The sequence below is a fragment of the Microbulbifer variabilis genome (genome assembly GCF_056232115.1).
Genome location: NZ_CP174325.1, coordinates 2,224,790 through 2,241,081, shown reverse-complemented (window position 1 = coordinate 2,241,081; position 16,292 = coordinate 2,224,790). Strand labels below are relative to the sequence as shown.

Annotated in this window: 13 protein-coding genes; 11 read left to right on the top strand and 2 right to left on the bottom strand. The window is 51.4% G+C overall.

Translation table 11 applies throughout. The features are described 5' to 3' along the window. Window positions 1-90 precede the first annotated feature (90 nt). Window positions 91-801: a cyclic nucleotide-binding domain-containing protein gene (locus ACJJI7_RS09810; RefSeq protein ID WP_020411874.1), complete on the bottom strand. Its 711-nt coding sequence runs from the start codon at window positions 799-801 to the stop codon at window positions 91-93. 342 nt (window positions 802-1,143) lie between these two features. On the opposite strand from ACJJI7_RS09810, the gene ACJJI7_RS09805 reads away from it, so the two are divergent. The 6 genes from ACJJI7_RS09805 to ACJJI7_RS09780 all read left to right on the top strand — a co-directional run bounded on the left by ACJJI7_RS09805 (window position 1,144) and on the right by ACJJI7_RS09780 (window position 9,725). Continuing rightward, entirely contained in the window at window positions 1,144-2,373 is a 1,230-nt protein-coding gene (locus ACJJI7_RS09805; protein ID WP_444902254.1) for a TonB family protein, read from the top strand. A gap of 212 nt (window positions 2,374-2,585) precedes the next feature. After that, the gene (locus tag ACJJI7_RS09800) at window positions 2,586-4,655 is read left to right on the top strand and encodes a M13 family metallopeptidase (RefSeq protein WP_444902255.1); all 2,070 of its coding nucleotides are present in this window, start codon (window positions 2,586-2,588) and stop codon (window positions 4,653-4,655) included. Between the two features lie 194 nt (window positions 4,656-4,849). Beyond that, the gene (locus ACJJI7_RS09795; protein WP_020411871.1) at window positions 4,850-6,736 is read left to right on the top strand and encodes an MFS transporter; all 1,887 of its coding nucleotides are present in this window, start codon (window positions 4,850-4,852) and stop codon (window positions 6,734-6,736) included. Window positions 6,737-6,933: 197 nt separating this feature from the next. Next, on the top strand, window positions 6,934-7,272 hold the full coding sequence (locus ACJJI7_RS09790) for a hypothetical protein (RefSeq protein ID WP_444902256.1): 339 nt from the start codon (window positions 6,934-6,936) through the stop codon (window positions 7,270-7,272). A gap of 23 nt (window positions 7,273-7,295) precedes the next feature. Continuing rightward, entirely contained in the window at window positions 7,296-7,733 is a 438-nt protein-coding gene (locus ACJJI7_RS09785; protein ID WP_444902257.1) for a hypothetical protein, read from the top strand. A gap of 168 nt (window positions 7,734-7,901) precedes the next feature. Beyond that, window positions 7,902-9,725, top strand: a complete 1,824-nt coding sequence (locus ACJJI7_RS09780) for an MFS transporter (RefSeq protein WP_444902258.1) — start codon at window positions 7,902-7,904, stop codon at window positions 9,723-9,725. A 255-nt stretch (window positions 9,726-9,980) separates the two neighbouring features. Here ACJJI7_RS09780 and ACJJI7_RS09775 read toward each other — a convergent pair whose 3' ends face one another. Further along, window positions 9,981-11,912: a cytochrome c/FTR1 family iron permease gene (locus ACJJI7_RS09775; protein WP_211214882.1), complete on the bottom strand. Its 1,932-nt coding sequence runs from the start codon at window positions 11,910-11,912 to the stop codon at window positions 9,981-9,983. Between the two features lie 170 nt (window positions 11,913-12,082). Between ACJJI7_RS09775 and ACJJI7_RS09770 the strand changes: the two genes are divergently transcribed. From ACJJI7_RS09770 to rimI, 5 genes are all read left to right on the top strand, one after another. Continuing rightward, window positions 12,083-12,562, top strand: coding sequence for a glutathione peroxidase (locus tag ACJJI7_RS09770; protein WP_020411865.1), 480 nt, complete (start codon window positions 12,083-12,085; stop codon window positions 12,560-12,562). Continuing rightward, window positions 12,559-13,056 (top strand): MarR family winged helix-turn-helix transcriptional regulator, encoded by a 498-nt coding sequence (locus ACJJI7_RS09765; protein ID WP_444902259.1) that lies wholly within the window; start codon window positions 12,559-12,561, stop codon window positions 13,054-13,056. Before ACJJI7_RS09770 ends, ACJJI7_RS09765 begins: the two co-directional genes overlap by 4 nt. Window positions 13,057-13,455: 399 nt before the next feature. After that, window positions 13,456-14,991 (top strand): 2-isopropylmalate synthase, encoded by a 1,536-nt coding sequence (locus ACJJI7_RS09760; protein WP_444902260.1) that lies wholly within the window; start codon window positions 13,456-13,458, stop codon window positions 14,989-14,991. After that, complete coding sequence (locus ACJJI7_RS09755; RefSeq protein ID WP_020411862.1) at window positions 14,992-15,759, top strand: hypothetical protein; 768 nt, start codon at window positions 14,992-14,994, stop codon at window positions 15,757-15,759. It begins immediately after the preceding gene. Further along, window positions 15,756-16,232 (top strand): ribosomal protein S18-alanine N-acetyltransferase, encoded by a 477-nt coding sequence (rimI, locus tag ACJJI7_RS09750; RefSeq protein ID WP_020411861.1) that lies wholly within the window; start codon window positions 15,756-15,758, stop codon window positions 16,230-16,232. Before ACJJI7_RS09755 ends, rimI begins: the two co-directional genes overlap by 4 nt. The last annotated feature ends 60 nt before the right edge of the window (window positions 16,233-16,292 follow it).

The window sequence follows — 16,292 nt, the reverse complement described above, 5'->3', positions numbered from 1 at the left end:
GAGGGAAGGCTGGCCACTGCCAAATTCTGACTAACTACCTAGGGCCACGACAGCAGCTCAACCCTCTTAAAGATTAAATTGGTTTGATACTCATGAGAGCATGGATTCGAGGAAGCCGAGCATATCAGATTCATCATCGACCAACTCGCCAGAACCAAACTCCGCATTCCAATCGAGCAGTATTTGCGCCAATGCACGAGCCTGCTCCGCAAGGGCAAGGAGTTCCTCGCGACTGTTCTTGGGACCAGTATAAAGTTTCAGCCTGCGGTGGCTATCCGCCAACTGGTGGCCCGGATACTTGGAGCGGTAAACCTCTAGTTTCCAACGCAGTGAATGCACCATATTGCGATAAAAAATCAGCTTAGCCGGTAACTGCAATAGGGAGAGGTCTTCCAGATCACCAAACAAAGTACAATCGAGGCCTAGTACCTGAGTCTCACGGCTATGACGCGCGGCAAATACATTGGCACTGCGCGGCTCCGCCAGCAACATCGACAAATCGCCAAATAATTCTCCCGGCCGAATAACTGCCAAGGTACGCTCCGGGGACACCCCCAAACCATTACCGGTATTTTCCATCTGTACCTGCAACTCACCACGCAACAGGAAATAGACCCATTGATCCACATCACCGGCGCGCAACAGTTGCTCTCCCGGCTCCAGGCTTACCAGCCTGGATCGCTTCAACAGTACATCGTACTGCCATTCACTGGCTGCGCGAATATCACGAAAGAGATGAATGACATTGAGCAGCCGATCCACGGCATCCCGCGGGTAATCGATAAGAGGTTTAATTTCCATGCGTACGACAAATTAGTGAAAACTATTCCATTTTTTTGGAAACTGTGGCCAAAGCGACTTTATAAAGCGCGATTCTAAACGATAACAGTCTGCAACACCCATCCTGACTTGTGACAATCGTTTCCCGCTGTGATCGCCCAATCACCTGTAGGAGGACATTCTAACCGCTCTAGGCTTGAACTCCATTGCAGTTGCAGTAGAGTTAGACGAAGTGGTGAGTACAGTGTGCTCGCTCACACTTTGAATGCGCACTTTTTCATCTGACTTGTGTGCACTGGGGAGGGGCCCCAACTTCTTAATTACCGGAACCTCTTAATCCGGGTAATCAGACACCGTAGAACAATGAAATCGATAAAAATTGTCTTCTCACTTTTGGTGTTTACACTTGCTGTATCTGCAAAAGCTGCACCACTCCTAAACGGCCTCGCGCTCGAAAAGCAATTCAACAAAGAGCTCTACATCGCCGCCATCTATTCTGAAAACCTCAGCGGTGACTCCGCCGGGCTACTTAATAGTGAATTGCCACGACGGCTCGAGGTGCGTGTACTAGCCAGTAGCCTGCCCGCACGCCGATTCCGCAACCAGTGGATGGAAGGCATCGCCATTAACAACCGCGGCGATACCTTGAGCAGCCAGGCTGAAACCATGGTGACATTTGCCAATCTGTTTAAGGGGCGCTTTTTACGCGGGGACCAGTTGACCATTGATTTTGCCGCAGATACCGGCATCACCACCGTAGCCTTAAACGGCATTACTCTGGGCGAGATCAATGATCCCGATTTCTTTGATACCCTGATGCGTGCCTGGGTTGGTCCTGTACCGCCATCCACAGATTTCCGCGATGGTCTGCTCGCTGCGGGAAATATTCCCAGTGGCCTACTCACTTCCTTTGAAGCACTCGAGCCCAGCAGTGAACGCATCGCCGAATTGCAGCTGAAGCAAATCAGCCAGGAAGAAGCCCTAGCGGCTGTCCAGGAGCCGGAAAAAGAGGAGGTATTACCCAAACCGACTCTGGCCGCAGTCGAACTCGCCCCCCCAACAATGACCCTAACACCCGCGGCTGCCGAGACTATTGAGGTCATAGACTTGGTAGAGAGCGCGGCCGGAGCTGAGACAACAGACCAACTCCTGCAGTCAGCAGGTGAACCGCGCCAACTCGCAGGTGTAGACAGCGCAGAGGCCAACCAACTGGCTGCCACTGACGCCATGGAGTCCTCCGCCGACACTGCGGAAATGCTTGAGGAGGAAGAAGAAGCCCCTCTCACCGCAGATATGATTCTCGCCCGTCAGATATTCCATTCCACCCTATTGCGCCATACTTTCAGCCATATTCGTTACCCCAAACGCGCCCAGGAACGCGGCCAGGAAGGCAGTGTACGCTTGCATGTGGTAATTGATTCTGCTGGTGATATCCAGGAAATTCAGACTGTACAGGACTCTCGCTACAGTATTCTCAATCGCGAAGCCCGTGCTGCTGTTGAGCGGGCAGCCCCCTACCCCTCTGTGCCCGCACAGCTCGGGAGCGATGGCTTTAGCTTCTCACTGCCAATTACCTTTAACTTACCAGACTAAGTCCCATCCCAATAAGGTCCCAGCTTATGGGGCCTTATTACTGGCTCAAACTGATACTTTTACCGCCCTCATCCCATTCTTTTTACTTGCTCCCTCCGCAGTCTATCGCGACCAATCTCCCTCTGAACGCAGTTCCCCTTGTCCTGGCCTGAGGTCACCTCTTACCATATGCGGCTGTTTTGACCGATGAAAATTTAGCCAATAGAGCAAAAATGAAAAAATTATTATTACCAGTCGCTATCGCGGGCATCCTTACCGGCACCCAACTATCAATAACAGCCCAGGCACACGATCACGGCAATTCTGGCCATCATAAAGCCGCTAGCCAGCAGGAGCAGCTCTCCTCAGGCATTGATCTCAGCGCCATGGATACTAACGTACGTCCACAGGATGACTTCTTTGCCTATGTAAACGGTACCTGGCTGGAAAACACCGAAATCCCCGCTGACAAATCCCGCTGGGGTGGCTTCTCAATCCTGCGGGACCAGAGCACCGAGCAGGTAAAAGCCCTCATTATGGAAGCGGGCAAGGGCGCCAAAAGCGATGGCGCTAAACAAATTGGTGACCTCTACAACAGCTTTATGAATGAAAAGCTGATTGAGAAAAAGGGCTTGTCTGCCGTTTCCGGTGAACTCACCAAGGTAGACGCTATCAAGTCCCGTAAAGACCTAACTGACTTCTTCGCTTATGCAGATATCGCCGGCTACAACGTTCCTTTCGGCGGTACTATCTATCAGGACCTGAAGCAGGTTGAAAATTACATAACTTTCCTCTGGCAGGCGGGTCTGGGACTGCCGGATCGAGATTACTATTTCGAGGATACCGAGAAGAGCAAGAAACTGCGCAAAGCATATAAAGAGTACTTGGCACAAATCCAGGAGTTGGCTGGGCTCGACAATGCCAAAGCTTTCTCTGACAAGATCTTCAAACTGGAAGAGAGCTTAGCTAAGCACCAGCGCAGCCGTCTGGATAACCGAGACCCCGAGAAGTACTACAACAAAAAATCTGTTGCGGAGCTAAAGAAGCTGATGCCGGCGGTAGACTGGGACAGCTATCTGGCCAAGGCCAAGCTGGGTAAGGCTGACAGCTTCATCGTCGGCCAGCCCGAATACCTGGAAGCGGCCAACCAGATTATCACCGATACCGATATGGCCACCTGGAAGCGCTATCTAAAGGTCAAAGTCCTATCCGCTATGGCGCCCTATATGCACAGTGAACTGGCACAGGCCCATTTTGACTTTTATAGCACCACTATTCACGGTGTAGAGCAAATGGAACCCCGCTGGAAGCGCGGAGTACAGTTCGTCAACGGCGCGGTGGGTGAGCTTGTCGGCAAGCGCTACGTAGAAAAGCACTTCCCGCCAGAGGCCAAGGAGCGCATGGTCGTTCTGGTGGATAACCTGAAAGCGGCCTACCGTGAATCCATCCAGTCTCTGGAGTGGATGGGGGAGGATACCCGCAAGCAGGCGCTGCTTAAGCTGGATAACTTCACCACAAAAATCGGCTATCCCGATAAGTGGCGCGACTACTCCGCCCTTCAGGTGGATGCCAATAACCTGGTAGGTAACGTGCTGGCCGCCAACTTGTTTGAAGCCAGCTTCGAGCGTGACAAGCTGGGTAAACCTATCGATCGCAGCGAATGGGGCATGAGCCCACAGACCGTTAATGCCTACTACAACCCGGCGATGAACGAGATTGTTTTCCCGGCCGCTATCCTGCAACCACCTTTCTTCAATGTAAATGCGGACGACGCGGTGAATTATGGTGGTATTGGTGGAGTGATCGGCCATGAAATTGGTCACGGCTTCGACGACAAAGGCAGCAAGTTCGACGGCAAGGGCTATCTGAACAACTGGTGGACAGACTCAGACCGAAGCAACTTTGAAAGCCTCACCAGCAAGCTGGTCTCCCAATACAACGCTTTCGAACCGCTGGAAGGCGAACATATCAATGGCGAGCTGACCCTGGGTGAGAATATCGGTGATCTTTCCGGTCTGGGCATCGCTTACAAAGCCTACAAAATGTCCCTCAATGGCAAAGAGGCTGCGGTGATTGATGGCTTCACTGGCGATCAGCGTGTATTTATGGGCTGGGCCCAGGTTTGGCGCAGTAAGATGCGCGATAAAGCGCTTAGCGGTCGTATGAAAACAGATACCCATTCTCCCGCCGAATACCGGGTCCAAGGCGTATTGCCCAACATTGAAGCTTTCTACGAGGCGTTCGATGTAAAAGAGGGTGACGGCATGTATCTGCCTGAGGAAGAGCGGGTGAAAATCTGGTAACGGACTTTCCTCTCAAGACCGGCCGCCGCCAGCGGCCGGTCATCCTTATCCCTGCGATATCTCTCCTCCCGCCCCTCTCTGCACTATTCACTGCCCCGCGCCAATTTCGCATATTTCATTGCCACTACAGCCTAGACAACTTGTAGCCGCTATGGCGTAACATAGGTAAGGTGCTTACTGGAAAGAGATTATTTATGGCCCATCGCACCCAATTCCAGCTGCTAAGCAGCCGCCGTTTTCTGCCTTTCTTCCTCACCCAGTTTCTCGGTGCCTTTAACGATAATGTTTATAAAAATGCACTGATCGTGATGATTGCTTTCCGCTTGGTAGAGAGCGAGGCCAATGCCCTGATTAATGTGGCTGCGGGCCTGTTCATCCTGCCTTTCTTTCTCTTTTCCGCCTCCGCCGGGCAACTGGCCGACAAGTACGATAAAAGCCGTCTGATCAGGCTTATCAAGCTCGGGGAAATCTGTATTGGGGCACTTGGCGTCACCGCACTTTACAGTGGAAATAATGTATTCTGTCTCGCCGTACTCTTCTTGCTTGGTATACAGTCCGCTTTCTTCGGCCCAGTTAAATATGCCATCCTGCCGCAACACCTGAAGCGCTCTGAGCTGGTTGGCGGCAATGCATTGGTAGAGATGGGAACCTTTGTCGGCATCCTTACCGGGACCATCGTCGGCGGCCTGCTGGCAGGGATAACCGGCCAGGGAGAAAACGGCCTCTTCTACCTAAGCCTGGTGATTATGGGGGCGGCAGTCCTGGGATACCTGACTAGTCGCAGTATTCCACTGGCTCCAGCACCAGCGCCAAACCTACGCGTCAACCCAAACCCTTTTACCCAAACAGAAAACATCCTGGTTCAGACTTCCAAAACCCCATCCATTTTCTACGCAATTATTGGTATTTCCTGGTTCTGGTTAATGGGCGCAGCCTACTTGACACAGATTCCCAGCTTTACCAAAAATGTTCTCGGCGGTGACGAATCCCTCGTCACCCTGCTGTTATGTACCTTTACCATTGGCATAGCCCTGGGTTCACTGCTATGTGAGCGCTTGTCGGATGGAAATATTGAACTGGGCCTGGTTCCCCTTGGGGCCGCCGGCCTTACTGTTACCGGTATTGCCCTATCTGTTTTCGGCAGCAATTTTGTCGAATTACAGCAGGCAAGCCTGGGCGCTTTCCTCAGCAGTGACGGAGCTTACCCAATCCTCACCTGTCTGGTTCTGATCGGTATCTGCGGGGGACTCTACATAGTACCTCTTTACGCGATGATGCAAGACCGTTCAGCCGCAAAAATTCGCGCACAAATTATCTCCGTCAACAATATCCTCAACGCGCTGTTTATGGTGGTCTCCGCCTTGCTCGGCCTGTTCTTCCTGAATATCCTGGAAGTCACCATTCCACAGTTCTTTCTGGTAATTGCCTTGATGAATGCCGCTGTGGCCACCTTCGTATTTACCAAGGTGCCCGAGTTTGCCATGCGCTTACTGATCTGGATGCTTTCCCATACGATGTACCGGGTAAAGCACGAAGGGCTGGAACAGATACCCGCAAATGGTCCGGCACTAATTGTGTGCAACCATGTCAGTTATGTCGATGCTTTACTATTGGCCGGCGCCGTGCGACGCCCGATTCGCTTCATCATGTACAAGCCCATTTACCAAATTCCGGTCTTGCATTTTATTTTCCGAACCGGGCGCGCCATTCCCATCTGCTCCAAGGCGAAGGACCCAGAGGGTTACGAAAAAGCTTTCCAGGAAATTGAACAGGGGCTGAAGAATGGCGATCTACTATGTATTTTCCCCGAGGGACAACTGACAAAGGATGGAGAAATACAACCGTTTAAAGCCGGTATTGAAAAAATATTGGCGCGAACCCCGGTGCCGGTAATTCCTATGGCGCTAAGGGGCTTGTGGGGCAGTTTTTTCAGCCACAAGGATGGGCACGCTTTTTCTACCTGGCCTCGGCGCTTCTGGTCCAAAGTGAGCGTAGTTGCCGGTAGTCCAATTGAGCCCCCCGAGGCCAAGGCAGAAATACTCCACGATGAAGTTTTAGAATTGCGCGGCGAACAGCGCTAAAAGCCCTTATTCCCGGGGCTGACCTGCATGCTCAGCCCCAGTTCATTGTTACGATACTGAGCCACAGTCTCCCAAACGCTAACCTTTCCCCACCTAGCTCCGCTCTGACGCTCCACTTATTGTACAGAATGTGCCTAGAGTATGGCTGTCAGTTATTTATACGACTCTGCACAATCCTATTCCCAGAATAAGCGGCGATGGCCAGAGAAAATCAATTTAAACTGCTGGGCAAACGTCGCTTTCTGCCACTCTTTTTATCTCTCGTCACCACCTTTTTCAACGATGATTTATTCCGGAATGCTCTACTGGTCATACTGGCATTCCAGCTGGCAAAGTCAGAAGCCAATGCCCTGATCAACTTCGCCACCGGTTTTTACTTACTCCCGTTCTTCCTATTTTTAGTTACCGCAGGGCAATTGGCAGGTAGGGTAGATAAAAGCCGTATGCTGCGAATCATCAAACTGATAGAGATTCCTATAGTTCTACTGGGTGCGGCCGCCCTCTTTATTGACAGTAAAATTCTGCAGCCCATTTGATTAACTGGCTCCACTGATTATTTATGACACGGTGCCTCGACAAGTCCGCTTTATACTGCCAAGAAGTATCGGCACTTCTGCGATTCACACTGAAACATGGCGGCCCCTCTCCTATTTGGTATGACTTACCCACAGGGGACTTCACAAAGACCACTCGTGCCGAACTGGAGCGGGCCATCGGTCAGGGCGAGCTACTGTGTATTTTTCCTGAGTTAGAAGTTGGTGAACGTACTTGGGATAGACGGATAGAGAAAATCCTTGCGCACAGTGAACTTCCAGTCATTCCGCTACTTTTAACAGGAAAGACGCAATCGGGTTCAATTCAAGATACACAGGGCAATAATGAACATCATCTATTTAGACGGCTTTATCTCCTCGCTGATAAGCCTATTAATGGCGCCAGTGTAAATAAAGCGAGTATTGAGCGACAGTTTTCTTATCTATGGAAAAAGTATTTCTAGCTTGAAACAAGCCAGGCAAATATGACTGCCACAACCTGCTAGCATTCTTATAACTAGCATCTTGATATTTCCACACTATTGGGCGGCGAGGCTGCGTTTACTGATGCCCTAGATACTTAGAGCCTCTCGGCAATATCCAGCGCTAATAATTCTATGAAGCGAGCATCAATGGCTCAGCACAATCAATTCAAACTGCTATGTAGACGCCGATTCCTGCCATTATTTCTGTCGCTGACTACCGCGGCATTCAATGACAATATATTCAAAAATGCGCTCCTGGTAATGTTGGCATTCCGCCTATCAGAAGGTCAGGCCAACGCACTGATCAACCTGGCTACCGGCTTCTATATATTGCCCTACTTCTTATTTTCCATTACCGCCGGGCAGTTGGCCGACAAGTATGACAAAAGCGTAATCATCAGAATATTGAAGCTGGCTGAGATTTTTATTGTGATACTCGGGGCCTATACCCTGATTTACAACAGCCGTACCTTGGACTTTCTTGTGCTCTTCCTGCTGGCAGCACACACAGCGATCTTCAGCCCAGTGCAATATGCCATTTTACCCCAGCACTTGCAGCGCCAAGAGTTAATGGGCGGTAACGGGCTTGCACAAATGGGCTCCTTTGCCGGGGTACTTATCGGTACCATTGCCGGCTCTCTACTGGCTGGCTATACCAAACCGGGACAGCCTGGTCTATTCGATATAGGCTGGATCATGGTCATCGTCGCAATATTTGGCTACTTAACTAGTCGCTGGATCCCGACAGCACCATCATCGGCTCCCAAGCTACATATCGGCTGGAACCCCCTGTCACAGGCTTGGCGCATCTTACGGCTAACCATAAAAACACCATCTGTTTTTTATGCAATTATTGCCTGTTCCTGGTTTTGGCTGGTGAGCTCAGCCTATTTGGCCCAGATTCCCAGCTTCACTAGAAATATACTGGGCGCCAGTGAACCTGTTATCACCCTCATCTTATGCTGTTTATCTATTGGGGTCGCGGTAGGCTCACTGATGTGTGAGAGTCTCTCCAGGGGACGAATTACCTTCGGTATCGTGCCTGTCGGTGCGTTAGGTATAACACTGGCCGGTCTTGGGTTGGGTTGGAGTGCCGCCCAGTTTGAAACACTATCCGGGGCATCGGTAGCAGAGTACCTCCGCAGCGATGGCGCCTATGCAATCCTGATATACACCGCTTTACTGGGCATTTTTGGAGGTATTTTTATCGTTCCACTCTATACCATTATTCAGGACCGAACAGAAAAAACGGTTCGCGCTCAGGTTTTATCTCTCAATAACGTACTTAACGCTTTCTTTATTGTAGCTATCTCACTGCTGAATATCGTATTTTTGGACGTGTTGAAAATCACCATTCCACAGTTGTTTATTCTCATCGCTCTTTTAAATATTGCAGTCATAACCTTCCTCTTTTGCAAATTACCCGAATTTATTGTGCACCTGATAATCTGGTTTTCATCTCGCCTTTTGGTCCGCACAACACACGGAAACCTCAATCAAATACCCAAAAAGGGCGCGGCTCTATTGGCTTGCTCTCCTGACGGGAAACTTGCCCCTCTACTATTAATGGACACGTTTTCACGCCCTATTCGTTTTGTGTTGCCCAGGTCTATCTATGAAGCACCGGTATTGCACTTTATATTCAAGAATTACGGCACCAATCCCATCATCCATGACATAACCGAAGGTGAAGAGAAAGTATCTGGAGACATCCAAAATGCGCTAGGTAATGGTGATCTGGTTTGCTTATTCCCCAGTACTGGAACGAATAAAGATCATACCCAAGATAACCGGGTCTCTATCGACAGAGTTCTGTCCGGCATAACTACTCCCCTTTTTCCTATCTTTTTACAGGGGCTCAATACGCACAGAAATAATAAGAGTAAAAAGCGGCAGAAACTTCTGTCCAAAGTTCATATCACCGCTGGAGCAGCAATTACTCCTGAAGATACGAAAACCTTTCACCAATGATCTCCAAAGGGTACTTGAGCAATTGTTCGTCGGCGCCAGTAATGCCCCTAGCTCCCCAAAAGCCATATTGCAAACTCACTGGCCCGACAACCAGAGACAAGAAAAAAACCAGCTTTCCCAGAACTCTGGCCGTGACAGGTAAGACTTTGACCGCTTTTAAAATTGACGCGGAAACTCTGCAAGAGCAAATGCAAACTTGAAGGAGGAGTAGGGGGAGGTGATACCCGTCCACAAGAACGGGTATCTCGTTGACATCTAAGCCGCTTTGCCCGCAGCTTCAGCAGTAGCACCGCCTTTTCTCATCAGCCATAACGCGGCCACAAGAATAGTGGCCTGCAGACCTAGCCCCTGCCAAGTGGAGTAAATTCCCAACCAGTCAATACTGAATTGTACTGGAAGGGGTGAAATAGCAATCCAGGCCGCTTCCTGTAGCGCCGCCACCGCTTTTCCTGCGAGCACGAATGACAGGGCCAGCAGTACATAAGTGGTCGCAGAGAAGAACTTGCCAATCGGCAGGCTCACTGAGTAACGCATCAGGGCAAAGCCAACTACTGCGAGCAGGGCCACACCAGCGACAATACCTCCCCAGAGTGTGTTGTACTGACTTTCTGAAGTCTGCGCCAACAGCGACTGATAGAACAGAATAGTTTCAAAAATTTCACGATAAACCGCAATGAAGGCTAGGCCGGCAATCCCCCACAGGGCGCCAGTACTCAAGCTGCGATTGATACTATCTTGAATATATTTCTGCCACTCTGACGCCTGTGTCTTACTATGCATCCAGAAACCTACATAGAAGAGCACCATTGCGGCCAACAGCGCAGCGACACCTTCCATGACCTCACGGCTGGCACCGCTGATGGTGATAACGCTTTGGGCCGCAACCCAGGTGGCAAAGCCAGCTGCAAATGCACCAATCCAACCCAAGTGCACAAATTTGAGGGCATCGCGGCGTCCAGTCTTCACCAGAATTGTTGTCAGCGCAATTACTACCAGCAGGGCCTCCAGCCCTTCACGCAGTAGGATTACCAAGCTGGCAATAAACAAGGCGGCGCCGGACAGATTGCTATCCTCCATCAGTGCTTCCGCCTGAGCCAGTTGCTGCAGAATCGCCTCAACCTGATCTTCAACCTGTTGTGGGTCGCTGTCTGCGTTCAGTTGTGCACGCAAACCCAGCAGTTCACGCTCAGTGGCCTGGCGCAGATGCACATCCAGTGAATCCAGCGAGTTCTCAGCCATCTCAAAGCCATCCAGGTAAGCGCTGATAGCCAGAGTACGGGCACTGACAAAGTCGCCCTGCTGGTAGGCTTGCAGGGATTTTTGCAACTGTACACGCGCGACATCAATTGGGGTGTCCCCCTCTTCCATTGCAGTGCTAAACAGCGCGCTGGGATTTCCACGCAGAGCCGCTACTGACTGGGGGGAAAAATCCGGACGGTCGCTTCGCAGTACCTGTGGGCTGTACATCACTAGATCCTGCAAGCTCAGCTTCGGTTCTGCAGCGTCAGCGCTTTCTCCTGTAAAAGCCAGGCTCCCCACGAAAAAAGCCAGTGACCAGCGCTGCTGTTCGTTGAGGTTCTTGAATGCTGTCATGGCAGTACCGTCGATACCATTGCTAATGGCATCATAGAGCCCAAGCAGCGAGCGATTCTCAGCCCGCTCGCGCTCGTGGAAATCGGTCGGTGCAGGTTCCAGCTGGGCCGCCAGAGGGCCATCCCCTTTACCTTCCACACCGTGGCAAGCGATACACTGAGCCTGATAGAGGGCACGACTTTCATTAAGATCGAGCAGCGTGGTAGGCAGAGAAAGCGCCGGCGCAATAGACAGTAATCCCTGTCGCAATTTAGCCGTGTGCACCTGGACCTCGGCAATAGCTGCTTTGCGCTGAATCGCCTCCTGTAAAGCCCTGGCTTCGGCGCGGATTGTCACAGCCTCTGCGGAATCCGCGAGCTGTTGCCCACGGTCGATCAACAACTGGGCAAACTCCTCCATCTCAGCATATTCATCCGTGTTAATGATCTCACCGTCGGCCACCGCCTCCGGGTAATCCACACCTATATATTCCGCCATCTGCATAAGCTGGCGCAGCTGCTGCTCGGAAAGGCCTGCCTGCTGGGCCTGGGTGGGGATTATCGTAATCGCCAACAACGCCACAAACAGGCGGGCCAGGTATTGGGAAAGGCGCATGGAGAGTCCTTTTCTGTTGCTGCAAACAATGTTGAGAATATGGCGCATAATATAATTGATAACCATTCTCACAACAAAGTCCGCATGAACACTAACTGCTTCAGAGATAAGCTTGTAATTTATATTGCACACAATTACATTGCGTACAATATAAATTACAGGAGATGATCATGACTGACCTCTACTCGATTCCCGTCAAGACTGCCGCTGGTGAGACTGCAACTCTCGAAGACTTTAAGGGCAAGGTGATCCTGATAGTCAATACCGCTAGTAAATGCGGCTTTACCAAACAGTACAGTGGGCTGGAAAACCTCTACAAAGAGTACAAGGATCGCGGCCTGACTGTTCTCGGTTTTCCTTGCAACCAATTCGGCAAGCAGGAACCAGGCAGTGATGAAGAGATTCAGGAGTTTTGTGAGCTGAATTTTGGAGTCAGTTTCCCTGTTTACGCCAAGCTGGACGTAAATGGCCCCTCTGCACATCCACTGTTTGTAGAATTGAAAAAGCGTGCACCGGGGCTGCTTGGCACCGAAGGAATCAAGTGGAATTTCACCAAGTTTCTGATTAGTAAGGACGGCGAACAGGTAAAGCGCTACGCTCCCAAGGACACTCCCGAATCCCTCCAGGCGGAAATTGAGCGGATGCTGTGACTGTGGTCTGTGATGATGATTCCATAGAGCTGGCTCTCAATCGCCAGCTCTGCTTTGCCCTTTACGCCGCCTCCCGAGCTATGACCCGGGCATATCAGCCCATGCTGAAGGACCTGGATATCACCTACCCCCAGTACCTGGTATTGATGGTTCTGTGGGAGTGGGCCGCGGAGGGGGATCAAAGCCACAAAGACCGGAGCCTTGGAGCTCTTGGCCAGCGCCTCATGCTCGATTCGGGCACACTCACCCCCCTATTAAAGCGCATGGAGCAGCGCGGTCTGGTCCAAAGATACCGCGCCTCCTGGGATGAACGTGTCACCCTACTGTCGGCTACCGAAGTAGCTCTGGATCTTAAGCCCCGGGCCCGCGCCTGGGTACAACAACGCATTGACCAGTCTTCAATCAGTCGGTCTGAAGTGGAGCAATTGCACGAAGACCTTTGGCAATTCCTGAATAAGCTGGGAAGTGAGACTGCCAGTTCACCTACTAAATAGACTCTACTGCTCCATTTATGCCCCCTCATTGGCCTCACAGTTTGAGGGGACATGTATTTATTAAATAAAATTCATTGAAAATCGAGGCAAAATAGGATGAAAAAACCACAAAAAAAAGAATAAAGTGCAAATTTAGGATAACCATTGACTGCAAGGTTGAAAAATATACATAATGTGTGAAATCTAGTCCGACGCGGATATCGCCAGACATGAAGACTGACATCTGTACATTTAGCCAGCATCATCTCGCCCTAGCTTCCTCGCTACGACTGCCGCTACGCGGCATATAATTTTTCTCTCCCCTACCCCCAACAGAATTCCCAACTTTATTTGGACGGCGCATAGACAGCAGCAGAGCCGCTTGTTTAGCCTCGGAACAAATAAGGAGAACAAGCGAAAATGAGCACAAAGAAAGATAAGTTAGTCATTTTTGATACGACTCTGCGCGATGGTGAGCAGAGCCCCGGCGCCTCTATGACCAAAGAGGAAAAGGTACGTATTGCCCGTATACTGGAGCGCATGCGGGTGGACGTTATAGAAGCCGGTTTTGCAATCGCTAGCCCCGGGGACTTCGAAGCCGTGCAGGCAGTCGCTGAAGCAGTGACCGAATCCCGGATTTGTAGCTTGGCCCGCGCGGTTAACGCCGATATTCTGCGTGCCGGTGAAGCCTTAAAGAAAGCCAACGCCTCCCGCATCCACACATTTATCGCCACCTCTCCGATCCATATGAAGTACAAGCTACAGATGGATCCGGAAGACGTGTTGCAGCAAGCGGTAAACGCAGTTAAAACCGCACGCCAGTTTACCGATGATGTGGAATTCTCCCTGGAGGACGGTAGCCGTTCCGAGCCCGATTTTATGTACCGCATTATTGAAGCGGTAATCACTGCCGGGGCTGGCACCATCAATATTCCCGATACTGTCGGCTACGGCGAACCAGAAGAATACGGTGCCATGTTCCGCCGGGTTATCGAGAGTGTCCCCAATTCCGATAAAGCCATCTTCTCCACCCATTGCCACAACGACTTGGGCCTGGCAGTAGCCAACTCCCTATCCGCCGTGATGAATGGGGTACGTCAAGTAGAGTGCACTATCAACGGTCTGGGAGAGCGCGCAGGCAATGCTTCCCTGGAAGAAATTGTTATGGCTGTGCAGACCCGCCAGGATCTCTACCCAGTAGAAACCGGTATCGATACCAGCCATATTGTACCCACTTCACGCATGGTTTCCTCAGTAACCGGCTTCCCGGTGCAGCCAAACAAAGCTATCGTCGGCGCCAATGCCTTCGCGCACGAATCCGGCATTCACCAGGACGGTGTACTCAAGCATCGTGAAACCTATGAAATCATGCGTGCTGAGGATGTGGGCTGGGGCCAGAACCGCCTAGTTTTAGGCAAACACTCCGGTCGTGCTGCCGTGCGCGCCCGCTACGAAGAACTGGGCATCAATTTCTCAGACAGCGAAGAATTCCATCAGGTATTCCTGCGCTTTAAAGAACTGGCTGACAAGAAACACGAAATTTTCGACGAAGACCTACACTCCCTGGTTGCTGAAAGTGAAGCTCCTGTGGAGCGCTTTCAGCTCAACGACCTGGATGTACGCAGCAAAATTGGCAGCGCCCCCCAGGCTTTTATCAGCCTGTCAATTGATGGCAAAGCTCACGAGACAGAAGCTAAGGGTGACGGCCCCGTAGATGCCACGTTTAAAGCCATTGAGCATATCGTCGATAGCGGTGCAGACCTGAAACTCTATTCCGTGAATGCTGTTACCCAGGGAACCGATTCCCAGGGATCAGTGACTGTACGCCTGGAAAAAGATGGCCGTTTGGTTAACGGGGTAGGGGCAGATACCGATATTCTAATTGCCTCCGCACAAGCCTATATGGATGCGTTAAACTTGCTCGCCAGTAGTGAGAGTAAAAAACAGGGCGTGTAAGTGAACGAACTGCAGCGAGCGGAATATTTGTCAGTACTTGGTGTCGCCAGCTATGCGCCGCGCTTCGTATTGCCGCTCGCACCGGAGCCTCGCCAAGCCCTGCTGCCACCGGCTGTAGAGGCTGCCCCACCCCCACTGCGACAGGCAGAGCCCGCTGCCAACCCTCTGCCTCAATCGGTAGCGCACATTGTCTCTACCCCAGAGCAGGCTGACACAGCTGTTAGCCCGCCGGATATTGCAACGCTTACCGGTGGCGTACCCCAAGTGCAACCTGCGGTCATTACGCAGGTTGCGCCGCCCCGACAGGAGGTTCGGCCATTTGTCCTCAATTGCTGGCGACTCGGGGAAGAGCTTCTCGCTGTGGACAGCCATGAACCCGGAGCCGCCCTACCGCTGGATGCCCTGTTTGGCAATATTGTACAAGCGATGAACTGGCATCAGTTATCGCGTCAGCAGGAGCGCTTGCACTGGCCTCTGGCACAAAACCGCTTTGGCCCGATAGCCGATGCCTCTGAAGCTCGAGATACTTTTTCCAGCTGGCTAGAAGCTTCCTGTGCCCGCCACCCGGTAAAGTCTATTTGGCTGATGGGCGATGAAGCACAGAAGTTTTGTACTCCCATTCCACTCGATGAAACTGTCAATAATTGGCAAGGGGTCCGTGTCATCGGCATGCCAAGCCTGTCCCTATTGTTACAGGAACCCGAGCGCAAACGCGACCTCTGGCAATTACTGCGTGTAACTTACCCGGCAGAGACAGAGGCAAAATGAGTTTGCCGGCAGCTGTTGGGTTACGAAAACGCCTGGCAGGAGTAACTGATTGTGCAGCTCTCGCTGCGCTTGCACGCAGTGCTCACAGCCACCCGTGGAATGAAACCCAATACCGACAAAGTCTTGAGTCTGGACACCAAGGCTGGCTACTTGAGAATGAAGGGGAAATGATCGCCTGCTGTGTCATCAGCCATCTATTCGACGAGGTGGAAATCCTCGATGTAGCCGTCGCTCCTAATTGGCGCCGGCACGGCATCGCCGAGAGATTGCTCAAGGGGTTAATCACAGAGCTACCCGATGACATCCGGCGGCTACTGCTTGAGGTGCGCAGTTCAAATCTCGCCGCACTCTCGCTCTACCGCAAACTAGGTTTTTCTGAAGACGGCTTGCGTAAGAATTACTATCCCGCAGAAAACGGTAGCAGAGAGAATGCTGTACTCATGAGCCTCGCCCTGGACGATAGCGGGTCGTAAAATACCCACTGACAACAGAAAGGACCGTTTTCTCACTGCGCCTAGAGGGCGACTTTCAAG

Excerpts from the sequence above, each read along its gene's own strand:
- ACJJI7_RS09775 (WP_211214882.1), bottom strand. The coding sequence starts at position 11,912 with ATGCGCCTTTCCCAATACCTGGCCCGCCTGTTTGTGGCGTTGTTGGCG.
- rimI (WP_020411861.1), top strand. The coding sequence starts at position 15,756 with ATGAGTTTGCCGGCAGCTGTTGGGTTACGAAAACGCCTGGCAGGAGTA.
- ACJJI7_RS09790 (WP_444902256.1), top strand. The coding sequence starts at position 6,934 with ATGGCCAGAGAAAATCAATTTAAACTGCTGGGCAAACGTCGCTTTCTG.
- ACJJI7_RS09795 (WP_020411871.1), top strand. The coding sequence starts at position 4,850 with ATGGCCCATCGCACCCAATTCCAGCTGCTAAGCAGCCGCCGTTTTCTG.
- ACJJI7_RS09780 (WP_444902258.1), top strand. The coding sequence starts at position 7,902 with ATGGCTCAGCACAATCAATTCAAACTGCTATGTAGACGCCGATTCCTG.
- ACJJI7_RS09810 (WP_020411874.1), bottom strand. The coding sequence starts at position 801 with ATGGAAATTAAACCTCTTATCGATTACCCGCGGGATGCCGTGGATCGG.
- ACJJI7_RS09805 (WP_444902254.1), top strand. The coding sequence starts at position 1,144 with ATGAAATCGATAAAAATTGTCTTCTCACTTTTGGTGTTTACACTTGCT.
- ACJJI7_RS09770 (WP_020411865.1), top strand. The coding sequence starts at position 12,083 with ATGACTGACCTCTACTCGATTCCCGTCAAGACTGCCGCTGGTGAGACT.
- ACJJI7_RS09785 (WP_444902257.1), top strand. The coding sequence starts at position 7,296 with ATGACACGGTGCCTCGACAAGTCCGCTTTATACTGCCAAGAAGTATCG.
- ACJJI7_RS09800 (WP_444902255.1), top strand. The coding sequence starts at position 2,586 with ATGAAAAAATTATTATTACCAGTCGCTATCGCGGGCATCCTTACCGGC.
- ACJJI7_RS09760 (WP_444902260.1), top strand. The coding sequence starts at position 13,456 with ATGAGCACAAAGAAAGATAAGTTAGTCATTTTTGATACGACTCTGCGC.